We start from the raw sequence: 12,952 nt of genomic DNA on the forward strand, positions 1-12,952 counted from the left end.
AGCGCCGATGGTAGTGTGGGGTCTCCCCATGCGAGAGTAGGGAACTGCCAGACATCAATTAAAGAACCCCTCAGCACTGCTGAGGGGTTTTTGCTTTTATACGATCCACGATTGATGATTTAGTACCTGCCAACGAGTTTTACTTTACCCCTCAATATTCTTCCTGAACCAGAATATCCTCTCCTGTCCTCAATGCAATTCGTCACCTGTGGCGAAACCGTGTGGTTCATGTCTTATCCAGAGTACAAAGCATATAACAATAAGCGCCCCACCGAACCGGCGGGGCGAAAGGACGATCAGTGAATAACCTGAGAGAGAAAGGCGCGGGTACGTTCTGACTGGGGATTTGAGAAAAACGCCTGCGGCGGCGCCTCCTCTACAATTTCGCCGCGATCCATAAAGATAACCCGGTCTGCCACCGTGCGCGCAAACCCCATTTCATGGGTAACGCATAACATCGTCATACCGGATTCCGCGAGTCCAATCATCGTGTCGAGCACCTCTTTAACCATTTCCGGATCGAGCGCCGACGTCGGCTCATCAAACAGCATAATTTTCGGCTTCATGCATAACGAGCGGGCAATCGCCACGCGTTGCTGTTGTCCACCGGAGATCTGCCCCGGAAATTTATGCGCATGTTCTGCAATACGCACCCTTTCCAGATAATGCATCGCCAGCGCTTCCGCCTCTTTTTTGGGGAGCTTACGCACCCAAATCGGCGCCAGTGTACAGTTCTGCAATACGGTCAGGTGGGGGAACAGATTAAAGTGCTGAAATACCATGCCTACTTCGGTACGTACCTTTTCGATATTGCGCAGGTCGTCGTTCAGCTCAATGCCATCGACCACAATGCGCCCCTGCTGATATTCTTCCAGATGATTGATACAGCGGATCGTGGTCGATTTCCCGGAGCCCGATGGCCCGCACAACACGATGCGCTCTCCCTGTTTTACCTTCAGGTTAATATCTTTAAGTACGTGAAACTGTCCGTACCATTTATTGACGTTTTCCAGCGTAATCATCGCGTCGGCAGGCTGCAGTGTTATTTGACTCATGGTTATCCTTAGTGCGGCGTACGCCCGGTGTGAAAGCGCTTTTCCAGATGCTGGCTGTAGCGCGACATGCTAAAGCAGAAGATCCAGTAGATCAGCGCGGCAAAAACATAGCCCTCCGTCGACATCCCGAGCCAGGCGGGATCGACAGTCGCCTGTTGCACGCTGCTGAAAAGATCGAAAAGCCCGATAATAATGACCAGACTGGTGTCTTTAAAAAGGGCGATGATGGTATTGACCAGGCCCGGTATCACAAGCTTCAACGCCTGCGGCAGGATCACCAGCCCCTGTGTTTTCCAGTAGCCCAGCGCCAGCGATTCCGCTGCTTCGTACTGGCCTTTAGGGAGCGCCTGCAAGCCGCCGCGAACCACTTCCGCCACATACGCGGACTGGAACAGAATCACCCCGACCAGCGCGCGGATAAGCTTGTCGATGCTGGTTCCTTCCGCCATAAACAGCGGCAGCATCACGGATGACATAAACAGCACCGTGATAAGCGGTACGCCGCGCCAGAACTCAATAAAAATCACCGAAAGCACCCGTACTACCGGCATTCCGGAACGACGCCCCAGCGCCAGCAGAATCCCCAGCGGCAGCGCGCCGGCTATCCCCGCCGAGGCGATAATCAGCGTCAGCGTCAGGCCGCCCCACTGGCGGGTTTCGACGCGCTCAAGCCCCAGAAAACCGCCATACAGCAGCCACCACACCACAACGGGATACGCGATGGCCCAGCAGGCGATATAGCGTCCGCGTCGCGGCAGCGCGCGCCAGAACATCAGCGCAATGGACAGCAGGCCGATAATCAGCGCCAGATTAATGCGCCAGCGCTCGTCGTGCGGATAGAGCCCATACATAAACTGGCCGAAGCGGGCGTGAATAAATACCCAGCAGGCGCCTTCTTTGGTGCAGTCGGCGCGTGTGCTGCCCACCCAGTTGGCCTGAAAAAAGGCCCAGTTCAGCAGCGGTGGGATCAGCTCCCACATCATCCAGAGGCAAAACAGCGTCAGCAGGCTGTTGCTCCAGCTGGAGAACAGGTTTTTACGCATCCAGACCAGCGCGCCGCGGTTAACCGGACGCGCAGGAGCAGGGGATATCGCATTCGTCGTCATGGCTTAGCGCTCCACCAGGGCTATACGTCGGTTATAAAGGTTCATCAGCAGCGAAATCGACAGGCTGATAATCAGGTATACCGACATCGTAATAGCGATCGTTTCAATCGCCTGCCCGGTCTGGTTCAGCACCGTACCGGCAAACAGCGACACCATATCGGGGTAACCGATGGCGGCCGCGAGCGATGAATTCTTCACAATGTTCAGATACTGGCTGGTTAATGGCGGAATAATGACGCGCATCGCCTGCGGAATGATCACCTGGCGCAGCGTGACCGGGTTCGGCAGGCCTAACGAGCGGGCTGCCTCATGCTGGCCGTACGGGACGGATAAAATCCCGGCGCGAATAATCTCAGCGATAAACGCGGAGGTATAAACGGAAAGCGCCAGCGTGAGCGCTGCCAGCTCCGGGATGAGCGCCAGCCCGCCGCGGAAGTTAAACCCGCGCAGCACAGGCACATCCCAGCGCAGCGCAGGGCCGAACGCCAGATGCGCCAGTAATGGCAGCACGATAATAAGCAGCAGCAGCGTCGGCCAGGTACGCCGCAGCTGGCCCGTCTTCATCTGGTATTTTTTATTAAAGCGATACAATCCGGCGGAAAGTGCCAACGCGATAACCAGCGCGGCCACAAAGGCCAGCGCGCCTTCTCCCGCCTCGGGTGACGGCAGATAAAGCCCGCGGTTGCTTAAAAACGCCAGATCGAACGCGCTGACCGCCTGCCGGGGGCCCGGCAAATTACGCAGCACCGCGAAATACCAGAAAAAGATCTGCAACAGCGGCGGAATATTGCGGAAAGTCTCGATATAAACCGTGGAGAGTTTACGCAGCAGCCAGTTATCGGAGAGTCGCGCAAGACCGATAAAAAAGCCGAGAAAAGAGGCGAAAACGATACAGAGCGCGGAGACCAGCAGCGTATTCATCAGACCGACCAGGAAAACGCGGCCATACGTGTCGCCTTCCTGGTAATCAATCAGATGCTGAACGATGCCAAACCCGGCGCTGCGGTCAAGAAACGCAAACCCTGAGGTAATACCCCGGCTGTTCAGGTTGGTAATAGTGTTATGAATTAAATACGCGGCGATGCCAAGCACGACAGCAATCGCCACAATCTGGTACAGCCACGCGCGAACCGCAGGGCTGGAAAGGGAGAGAGGTCCTTTCACGCCAGGGCGTCGATGCAACATAGGTAAACCTCAGGCAACCATAACTCTGGGCTGGGCGCCGCGACAGCGACGCCCGTAACGGCATAATGCTTAACGCACCGGCGGCGCATACTGAATACCGCCTTTATTCCAGAGGTTGTTCTGGCCGCGTTTGATCTTCAGCGGGCTTTCCTGGCCAACGTTACGCTCGAAGATCTCGCCATAGTTACCGACCTGCTTAATGATGTTATACGCCCACTTGTTATCAAGCTTCAGGTCCTTACCGTAGTCGCCTTCTTTCCCTAACAGATGCGCCATATCCGGCGTGGAAGGATTAGCCGCTTTGGCGTCCACGTTTTTGGAGTCGATACCCATCTCTTCGGCGTTCAGCATGGCGAACAGCGTCCAGCGCACAATGGAGAACCACTCCTCATCGCCACGGCGAACAACCGGGCCCAGCGGCTCTTTAGAGATAACTTCCGGCAGAACCAGCCACTCAGCCGGGTTGCTGAGCTTAATGCGCAGCGCGTAGAGCTGAGACTGGTCAGAGGCCAGCGTATCGCAGCGTCCGGATTCCAGCGCTTTGGCCGATTCATCGGAACGATCGAAGGTGACCGGCGTATATTTCATATTGTTGGCTTTAAAGTAATCCGCCACGTTCAGCTCGGTATCAGTACCGGCCTGGATACACACGGTTGCGCCATCCAGCTCTTTAGCGCTTTTCAGGCCCGCTTTGTTATGGGTCAGGAAGCCGATGCCGTCGTAATAGGTCACGCCAGTGAAAGACATACCCATGCCCGCATCGCGTGATGACGTCCAGGTGGTGTTACGGGAAAGTACGTCCACTTCGCCGGATTGCAGCGCGGTGAAGCGCTCTTTCGCGGTCAGCGGGGTATATTTCACTTTTGACGCGTCGCCAAAGACAGCAGCAGCCACGCCACGGCAGACGTCAACGTCGATACCGGTAAACTTGCCGCCGGCATCCGCATAGGAAAAGCCCGGCAAACCGTCACTGATGCCGCACTGCACAAAACCTTTCTTTTTCACACTGTCCAGCGTGGCCCCGGCATGGGCCTGGTTAGCAACGGCGAACAGCGTGCCTGCGGCGGCCAGAGTGGCGATCATCATCTTCTTCATAATGCATCCTGTGTGGCGAGAATTATCGTTATAGATATAAGGCGACCGGGAGGCGCCAGTTTGCTGTCTGTGGCATAAGCCATAGGGGGTAAAGCAAAGGGAGTGCCAGGTTTACATCAGGCTTAAAAAGCCATGCTCAGATGTATTAAGCGAAGTGTAGACATAAAAGAAATAAATAAGCGCACTGAAAAAGTGCAAAAAGACTATGCACGCCACATTTTGGAGCAAAATAATCAGCGTTTTATTCAGAAGGCAGGAAGATGATTTACTACGTTAATATTGCAGGAACAATCAACGAACAAACCTGTGAGATAACTCACGCGGGGATTTAAAATAACAAAGCAGCGACGCTAAAAAAGAACATGCTTTAAAGGCTGCTTTTTTATTATGCGCCAAAGCAATGCCAAAATTTTACCTTATGACAAAAATCTGCACTGTTTTAAAGCAACGAGGCGGGCGCAGAGGCCCGCCGGTTTCCGTTTATTTACTCAGCGCGATAATGCCCATCGTTAACCCGGCGAGCGCAGCGGCACCGCCTGCGACAGCGCCTGCGGTTTCCCAGTTATCCTGCGTGGTGCCTTTCATGCATGTGTTGGTATGCACCAGACGGCCCTGATCGTCATAAACGGGTACGCAAGGAGAATCATGGGCGCAACCAGCCAGTAACGTACACAGCAGCGCGGCGGGAATTACTTTTTTCATCATTCACCTCTACAGAATAAATCGCCGTTCCGAAACGATTCGAATACATTAATCATTTATCGGCAGCGGCCAGTAAAAGAAGGTTATCACGCGCATGGCCCTGCGTTGAGAGGACAATAATTGCAATTCATGTGAAATGTAAAAATGATGGATAAGCGAGGTGCGAATCAGGGGTAATGTGAAGGAATTATGGAGGATGAAAATTAGCAACATCGCGCGCCGTAATGACGTCTTAAATAATAATGTAATGCTGATAAGGGCTTGCGGTGCTTTTGATCATAATCGACGATGGCAAATCAGGTAAAGAAAATAAAAGGGGGCGCCGTTAAGGCGCCCGTTAATTACGGCTTACGCATTGCCGTTTGGCTTCATAAAGCGTCGGCGGATCACCACGAAAAAGACCGGCACGAAGAAAATTGCCAGTAGCGTGGCGCTGAGCATACCGCCCATCACGCCGGTGCCGACCGCGTTCTGGGCACCGCTGCCCGCACCGCGATTAAGCACCAGCGGCAGTACGCCAAGAATAAACGCCAGCGATGTCATCAGAATCGGACGCAGGCGTAAGCGCACCGCTTCAAGCGTCGCCTCCGTCAGGCTGCGTCCCTCTTTTTCCATCAGATCCTTCGCGAACTCGACAATCAAAATGGCGTTTTTCGCCGACAACCCGATTGTCGTCAACAGGCCCACCTGGAAATAAACGTCGTTATTGAGCCCGCGCAGCGACGCTGCCAGCAGCGCGCCGATAATGCCCAGCGGCACCACCAGCATCACCGAAAACGGAATCGACCAGCTTTCATAAAGCGCCGCCAGGCACAGAAACACCACCACCAGCGAAATGGCGTATAACGCGGGCGCCTGGTTGCCGGAAAGGCGTTCCTGATAAGAGAGCCCGGTCCAGTCGTAGCCAATGCCAGAGGGCAGTTTCGCGGCGAGGCTCTCCATGAGCGCCATCGCTTCGCCGGTACTTCTGCCAGGCGCCGCCTCACCCAGAATTTCCATGGATGGCATCCCGTTGTAACGCTCCAGGCGTGGTGAGCCGTAGATCCAGTGCGACGTGGTAAACGCAGACAGCGGCACCATATCACCGCCGCTGCCGCGCACGTAAATAGCGCCGATATCAGACGGCAACATACGGAACATCGCATCGGCCTGGACATAGACTTTTTTCACACGGCCCCGGTCGATAAAGTCATTGACGTAGGTGCCGCCCAGCGCCGTCATAATCGTCTGGTTAATGTCCGGAATCGACACGCCCAGCGCCTGCGCTTTCTCCTGATCGACATCCAGTTTGAACTGCGGCGTATCTTCAAGGCCATTCGGGCGCACGCGCGTCAGCACGTCCGGATGCTCATGAACCATGCCCAGCAACTGATTGCGCGCCTGCGTCAGCGCGTCATGCCCCAGGTTGGCCTGATCTTTCAGCTCGAAGTCAAAGCCGGTGGCGGTGCCCAGTTCAAGAATGGCCGGGAGGTTAAACGGAAAAACCAGCCCGTCCTGGAGCTTGCTGAATGCATGGCTTGCGCGGGAAACAATCGCCCCGACGCTGTTTTCATGACCGGGGCGCTCCTCCCACGGCTTAAGGCTGATAAACGCAATCCCGGCGTTTTGCCCCTGACCGCTGAAGCTAAAGCCGCTGACGGTAAATACCGAGTCCACATTGGCTTTCTCATCGTTGAGATAGTAATGCGTCACCTGGTCGAGCACCTGCTGAGTGCGCGCCTGCGTCGCGCCCGACGGCAGCTGCACCATCGTCATAAAGACACCCTGATCTTCTTCCGGCAGGAAGGATGTCGGCAGGCGGACAAACAGCACCGTCATACCCGCCACAATCAGCAGATAGAGTAAAAGATAGCGCCCGGTTTTATGCAGAATACCGCCCACGCTCTGGGTGTAGTGGTTTACGCTCAGATCAAAGCGCGCATTGAACCAGACGAAAAACTTCGCTTTCTTCTCGTGATGATGGTCCGCCGCCGGTTTGAGCAGCGTGGCGCACAGGGCTGGCGTGAGAATTAATGCCACCAGCACGGAAAGCGCCATGGAGGAGACGATAGTCACGGAGAATTGCCGGTAGATAGCGCCGGTCGAGCCGCCAAAGAACGCCATCGGCACGAAAACGGCAGAGAGCACCATCGCGATCCCCACCAGCGCGCCCTGAATCTGCGACATCGACAGCTGCGTCGCCTCTTTAGGCGGCAGTTTCTCTTCCACCATCACGCGTTCAACGTTTTCGACCACCACGATGGCGTCATCCACCAGCAGCCCTATCGCCAGCACCATCCCGAACATCGTCAGGGTATTGATGGAATAGCCGAACGCCGCCAGCACCGCGAAGGTGCCGAGCAGCACCACCGGCACGGCGATGGTAGGGATAAGCGTCGCCCGCAGGTTTTGCAGGAACAGGTACATCACCAGGAAAACCAGGACGATGGCTTCAAACAGCGTTTTCACCACTTCGTGAATGGAGATTTTCACAAACGGGGTGGTGTCGTAGGGATAAACCACCTTCATGCCCTGCGGAAAATAGTGCTGTAAATCGGCAAGCGTCGTTTTAATCGCCTTTGCGGTATCCAGCGCGTTGGCGCCGGTAGCAAGTTTGATCCCAAGCCCCGTGGCGGGCTGACCGTTAATTTTGGTCAGCATATTGTAGTTCTCGCCGCCCAGTTCAATCCGCGCCACGTCGCGCAGGCGCACCTGCGAGCCGTCCGGGTTGACCTTCAACATAACGCGGCCAAACTCCTGCGGATCTTTAAGCCGCGTCTGGGCGATGATCGACGCGTTAAGCTGCTGCCCCGGCACGGCGGGCGTGCCGCCGAGCTGGCCTGCGGCTATCTGGTTATTCTGCGCTTTCAGTTGATTGATAACGTCCAGCGGCGTGAGCTGGTAGTTATTCATCGCATGCGTATCAAGCCAGATGCGCATGGCATATTGCGCGCCAAACAACTGCACGTCGCCGACGCCATTGGTGCGGCTGATCGTGTCTTTAACATCCGAAGAGACGTAGTCAGCGATGTCTTCCTGGGTCAGCAGCGGGTTGTCACTGATAAACCCGGCAACCAGCAGATAACTACTGCTGGATTTCTCGACGCTCACGCCCTGTTGCTGGACCTCCTGCGGCAGCAGCGGCATGGCGAGCTGCAGCTTATTTTGCACCTGCACCTGGGCGATGTCCGGGTCAGTGCCGGAGGTAAAGGTGAGCGTGACGGTTACGCCGCCCGCGGAGTCACTGGTGGAAGACATGTACATCAGGTTATCGATGCCATTCATGTTCTGCTCGATAACCTGTGTTACGGTGTCCTGCACCGTCTGCGCATCGGCGCCCGGATACGTCGCCGAAACCGCAATAGCAGGCGGGGCGATAGTCGGGTACTGGGCGATGGGAAGCTGTAAGATCGCCAGCGCGCCCGCCATCATCATGATTATCGCCAGAACCCAGGCGAAAATAGGGCGTTGGATAAAGAAGTTAGCCATAGCGTTACCTTATTTCGCAGGCACAGTAACGGGCGTGACGACGGCGCCCGGATGCGCTTTTTGCAGTCCGCTGACGATGACTTTCTCGCCCGTTTTAAGCCCGCTGGTGACGAGCCAGTTCTCTTTAATGGCCTGACTTGTCGTGACGCTGCGGTTTTCCACCTGATTTTTCTCGTTGACGACCATAACCATCGCCTCGCCGCGCGGCGTGCGCGTCACGCCCTGTTGAGGCACCAGAATGGCGTCAGGCTGAATTCCTTCGTGAATGCGGGCGCGCACGAACATCCCTGGCAGCAGGAGATGTTGTGGGTTCGGGAAAATAGCGCGCAGCGTAATCGAGCCGGTGCTCTCATCGACGGTTACATCGGAGAACTGCAACTGGCCTTTCAGCGGATAGGTATCGCCGTTTTCCATCACCAGTTCGACGTTCCCGGCATCGGCTTCTTTTTCAACGTTCCCCTGGGCCATCGCATTTTTCAGGCGCAGGAAGTCGGTGCTGGATTGCGTGACGTCCACATACATCGGATCGAGCTGCTGAACCGTCGCCAGTTCGCTCGCCTGGCTGTTGGTCACCAGGGCGCCTTCGGTCACGCTGGATTTGCCGATGCGCCCGCTGATTGGCGAGGTGACTTTCGTCCAGGCCAGATTGATTCTGGCGCTCTCAAGCGCGGCTTTCGCTGCCGCGACGCTCGCCTCTGCCTGATGAGCACTTGCTACCGCCTCGTCATATTCCTGCTTGCTGATGTACTGCGTGCCCGTCAGCGCCGCGTAACGTTTTACCGTCAGGCGGGCCATCTCGGCCGCGGCCTGCGCTTTCGCGAGATCCCCTCTGGCGCTCTGCCACGCCGCCTGATACATCGCGGGATCTATCTGGTAGAGCGAGTCACCTGCGTTAACATCAGCGCCTTCGGTAAAGTTTCGGCTGAGGATAATACCGCTGACCTGCGGACGAACCTGGGCTACGCGAAACGCGCGGGTGCGGCCCGGCAGTTCGGTGACCACCGCGACGGGTGAAGGCTGCACGATATGCACGGTCACCTGCGGCGCGGCGGCGGCAGGCGCGTTATCAGTTTGAGAATCACAACCTGTCATCCCTGACACACAGAAGTACAGGCCAAGAGGCATAAGCAGAAGCCTGGCATAATTGGTCATTGCTGTTCCTTTATTAGCATAAATACGATATCCACCGTCAGGCCGGTAGCAGGAATATGGATGAGCTGAAAATAACAAAGCGCTATCGTACAAATAATCCAGCGTCTGTGTCAGCATTCCTTATTTATTCGGACAGCGAAAAGCATCAGAAAGCAAAGAATGTGCTTCATTTATTTTTATTTTTATGATTTCCGAAATGAGTTTGTTACAGCCTGCGCGAAAACATGTCACGAATGAAATGTATTTATATTTTGTATTTTAATTATTAATTCATTCTTTAAATCTATATATAAAAATCACACCCTTAAAAAGCCAGGATGTGATAAAAACGGCACAGCTATTTTAATGTCTACCCCGCCAGGAAAAGGCAAGGTGATTTATGGCCCGGAGAACCAAACAAGAGGCGCTCAAGACGCGCCAGCAACTGATCGATGCCGCCATTTTTATGTTTGCCGAGCAAGGTGTCGCGCATACCACGCTTACTGATATCGCACAGGCCGCGCAGGTGACGCGCGGCGCGGTGTACTGGCATTTCACCAGTAAGGCGGAATTGTTTAATGCAATCTGGCAGCAGCAATTACCGGTGAGAGATATCATTCGCCCGGCCATTTCAGAGGAGGCGTGGCGCGATCCTTTACGTTTATTACGGGAAACATTCATTGCCGCGCTACAATATATCGCCAGCAGTCCACGTCAGCGCGCGCTGCTGCAAATTCTTTACCGTAAATGCGAATTTGATGAAGCGATGATGCCGGAGGGCGAAATCCGCGAGCGTATCGGGTTCAGTCGGCGTTATGTGGGGGAATTATTGCGGCAGGGCATCGCGGATAAACAAATCGCCGGTTCTTTGGATGTCGATATCATGTTAACGATTTTACACGGTTGCCTGAGTGGTATTCTTAAAAACTGGTTATTTCAACCCGACGCCTGCGATCTTTTCAGTCAGGCGCCCGCGCTGGTGGACAATATATTGCGCATGTTGCCGCGCCCGGAGAATAACGGCGCGCAACCAGGTAATCAAAAATAATGGCCTTTTCGCCAGCCGCCTGGTGGCCGCTGGCGTGGCGGTTAGCCTGAGGCGCTTTCTTCTGTTACCGTTACCGGCTGAGGGTGCGCCAGATTTTCACCTTCGCGCGTGATCACCTCCGGTGGCAGCGGTTTGCCGAGCAAATAGCCCTGTAAGGTGTTGCAGCCAAGCTCCGTGAGGAACTGCTGCTGTTCAACCGTTTCCACCCCTTCGGCCACCACACGCAGATTAAGGGTCTTCGCCAGCGCCACAATGGCGGAAACAATCGTCGCATCCTCGCCCTCGGCGCGTAATTCATTCACAAAGGCGCGGTCGATTTTTAGTTCGCTGGCGGGCAGCCGCTTCAGATAAAGCAGGCTCGAATAACCTGTGCCGAAATCGTCAATCGACGCTTTCACGCCGAGCTCCGTGAGCCGGGTAAGCAATCGCACACTTTCATCCGGATTACTCATGGCCGTGGTTTCGGTCACTTCCAGAATCAGTTTCTCCGGGGCTATCTGATGGCGTTCAAGACAGCCCATTACCATCTCCACCAGGCCCGGCTGCTCAAACTGCATCGTGGAGAGATTCACGGCAACCGACCAGGCGGTGTGGCCCGCCTGGTGCCACTCATTCAACTGACGGCAGGCTTCGTCCAGCACCCATTCGCCAATATTAATAATCATCCCGGTTTTTTCCGCCAGCGGCAGAAACGCATCAGGCGAGAGCAGCCCATATTGCGGATGCTGCCAGCGCAGCAGCGCCTCAAAACCGACAACCGGTCCGGAAGGCGCCTGGAATTTTGGCTGATAAACAAGGCGAAGCTCTTTACGCTCGCGCGCCAGCCAGAGATCGTTCATCAGCTGAAGCTGGGTCTGCGCCTGGGTGTTCATGGAAGGCTGGAAAAAACTGTAACCGTTACGGCCGGTGTGCTTGGTGTGGTACATCGCGGCATCGGCATTAAACAGCAGTTCACGGCTATTTTTACCGTCGTGCGGGTAGAAGGCGATGCCGATGCTGATCGTCACCACAACTTCATAAGGCTCAATGGTAAAAGGCGTATCGAATGCGTGGACCAGGGCATTGGCAAGCCCCGCCGCGTCGTTGGGCTGATCGGTTTCCGCCAGTAATACGAACTCATCGCCGCCGATACGCGCCAGCGTAAACTGCCCTTTAAGCTGTTCCTTCAGGCGCTCGGTCACGGCAACCAGGAGCCGGTCGCCCGTGTTATGTCCGTAGGCGTCATTGACGGCTTTAAAGCCGTCGAGATCCATAAACATCAGCGCGAAACGGCTCTCTTCGCGATCGGCTTTGCTAATCGCCTGATCGAGACGATCTTCAAGCAGGATACGATTCGGCAGGCGCGTGAGCGTGTCGTGCAGCGCCAGCTGGGCCAGTTCTTTATTCGCTTCAGCCAGTGAAGAGGCGAGCAGCGAGGTGCGCGCCTGCAGACGGGCGTCGAACATCGACATCAGTAGCGAGATCCCGAGTATCGCAAGCGTCACCAGCGTCACGACCAGCGCCAGCCAGCGGGTATTCACGCCCATATGCGTGGCATGGGTGTGGCCGGGAAAATTGGCCGCCAGCATACCGGTATAATGCATGCCCGCAATCGCAATCCCCATAATGATGGCGGCCCCCGCGCGCATCAGCGCGACGTGGCCCACATCCTGGCGCAGCCGGAAAGTGAGCCACAGCGCGGCCACCGAGGCCAACAGAGCAATCACCACTGACAGCGCCACCCATCCCCAGGCCCAGATAATGCCCGGCTCCACCAGCAGCGCCGCCATGCCGGTATAGTGCATCGCGGCAATACCGCAGCCCAGAACAAGCGAGCCCGGAATAAGACGAGAGGCTTTTAGCTCAGCGCCGGACACCAGCCATAGCGCGAACAACGCGGAGCCGATGGCGATAAGCAGCGATGCCGTGGTAATGAGGGGGTCATAACTTAGCGTGACAGGCAGGCTCATCGCCAGCATGCCGATAAAATGCATCGCCCAGATGCCGATGCCCATTGCGACGCTGCCGCCCACCAGCCAGATGCGCGCGACGTGGCCGCTGCTGGTGGTCACGCGCCCGGCCATATTCAGCGCGGTGCTTGACGCCAGGATAGCCACAATAAAAGAGGTCACAACAAGAACATGGTCGTAATGACTAACCAGCATGGCGTCTCATCCAAAAAG

9 protein-coding genes are annotated in these 12,952 nt (G+C 55.7%); 1 reads left to right on the plus strand and 8 read right to left on the minus strand.

The genetic code is table 11. The features are described 5' to 3' along the window. Positions 1-296 precede the first annotated feature (296 nt). From AACV31_RS03770 to AACV31_RS03800, 7 genes are all read right to left on the minus strand, one after another. Positions 297-1,055 carry an amino acid ABC transporter ATP-binding protein gene (locus AACV31_RS03770; RefSeq protein ID WP_165155581.1) on the minus strand — a complete coding sequence of 253 codons (759 nt, stop codon included), beginning with the start codon at positions 1,053-1,055 and terminating at the stop codon, positions 297-299. Between the two features lie 8 nt (positions 1,056-1,063). Then, a complete protein-coding gene (locus AACV31_RS03775) occupies positions 1,064-2,161 on the minus strand; it encodes an amino acid ABC transporter permease (protein WP_165155583.1) in 1,098 nt (365 codons plus the stop codon). Positions 2,162-2,164: 3 nt separating this feature from the next. Next, positions 2,165-3,346, minus strand: a complete 1,182-nt coding sequence (locus tag AACV31_RS03780; RefSeq protein ID WP_165155585.1) for an amino acid ABC transporter permease — start codon at positions 3,344-3,346, stop codon at positions 2,165-2,167. 69 nt (positions 3,347-3,415) lie between these two features. After that, complete coding sequence (locus AACV31_RS03785) at positions 3,416-4,441, minus strand: amino acid ABC transporter substrate-binding protein (protein WP_007766597.1); 1,026 nt, start codon at positions 4,439-4,441, stop codon at positions 3,416-3,418. A 480-nt stretch (positions 4,442-4,921) separates the two neighbouring features. Next, on the minus strand, positions 4,922-5,143 hold the full coding sequence (locus AACV31_RS03790) for a hypothetical protein (protein ID WP_007766599.1): 222 nt from the start codon (positions 5,141-5,143) through the stop codon (positions 4,922-4,924). A 348-nt stretch (positions 5,144-5,491) separates the two neighbouring features. Beyond that, positions 5,492-8,611: an efflux RND transporter permease subunit gene (locus AACV31_RS03795; RefSeq protein WP_165155587.1), complete on the minus strand. Its 3,120-nt coding sequence runs from the start codon at positions 8,609-8,611 to the stop codon at positions 5,492-5,494. A 9-nt stretch (positions 8,612-8,620) separates the two neighbouring features. Then, positions 8,621-9,763 carry an efflux RND transporter periplasmic adaptor subunit gene (locus AACV31_RS03800; RefSeq protein ID WP_105537660.1) on the minus strand — a complete coding sequence of 381 codons (1,143 nt, stop codon included), beginning with the start codon at positions 9,761-9,763 and terminating at the stop codon, positions 8,621-8,623. A gap of 379 nt (positions 9,764-10,142) precedes the next feature. On the opposite strand from AACV31_RS03800, the gene envR reads away from it, so the two are divergent. Next, a complete protein-coding gene (envR, locus tag AACV31_RS03805) occupies positions 10,143-10,790 on the plus strand; it encodes an acrEF/envCD operon transcriptional regulator (protein WP_165155589.1) in 648 nt (215 codons plus the stop codon). Between the two features lie 41 nt (positions 10,791-10,831). Here the strand turns inward: envR and AACV31_RS03810 are convergent, their stop codons facing one another. Beyond that, positions 10,832-12,934, minus strand: a complete 2,103-nt coding sequence (locus tag AACV31_RS03810) for a putative bifunctional diguanylate cyclase/phosphodiesterase (RefSeq protein WP_105537658.1) — start codon at positions 12,932-12,934, stop codon at positions 10,832-10,834. Between the last annotated feature and the right edge of the window lie 18 nt (positions 12,935-12,952).

The organism is Cronobacter sp. EKM101R (assembly GCF_963888145.1).
GTDB lineage: Bacteria > Pseudomonadota > Gammaproteobacteria > Enterobacterales > Enterobacteriaceae > Cronobacter > Cronobacter turicensis.

Excerpts from the sequence above, each read along its gene's own strand:
- AACV31_RS03770 (WP_165155581.1), bottom strand. The coding sequence starts at position 1,055 with ATGAGTCAAATAACACTGCAGCCTGCCGACGCGATGATTACGCTGGAA.
- AACV31_RS03775 (WP_165155583.1), bottom strand. The coding sequence starts at position 2,161 with ATGACGACGAATGCGATATCCCCTGCTCCTGCGCGTCCGGTTAACCGC.
- AACV31_RS03780 (WP_165155585.1), bottom strand. The coding sequence starts at position 3,346 with ATGTTGCATCGACGCCCTGGCGTGAAAGGACCTCTCTCCCTTTCCAGC.
- AACV31_RS03785 (WP_007766597.1), bottom strand. The coding sequence starts at position 4,441 with ATGAAGAAGATGATGATCGCCACTCTGGCCGCCGCAGGCACGCTGTTC.
- AACV31_RS03790 (WP_007766599.1), bottom strand. The coding sequence starts at position 5,143 with ATGAAAAAAGTAATTCCCGCCGCGCTGCTGTGTACGTTACTGGCTGGT.
- AACV31_RS03795 (WP_165155587.1), bottom strand. The coding sequence starts at position 8,611 with ATGGCTAACTTCTTTATCCAACGCCCTATTTTCGCCTGGGTTCTGGCG.
- AACV31_RS03800 (WP_105537660.1), bottom strand. The coding sequence starts at position 9,763 with ATGACCAATTATGCCAGGCTTCTGCTTATGCCTCTTGGCCTGTACTTC.
- envR (WP_165155589.1), top strand. The coding sequence starts at position 10,143 with ATGGCCCGGAGAACCAAACAAGAGGCGCTCAAGACGCGCCAGCAACTG.
- AACV31_RS03810 (WP_105537658.1), bottom strand. The coding sequence starts at position 12,934 with ATGCTGGTTAGTCATTACGACCATGTTCTTGTTGTGACCTCTTTTATT.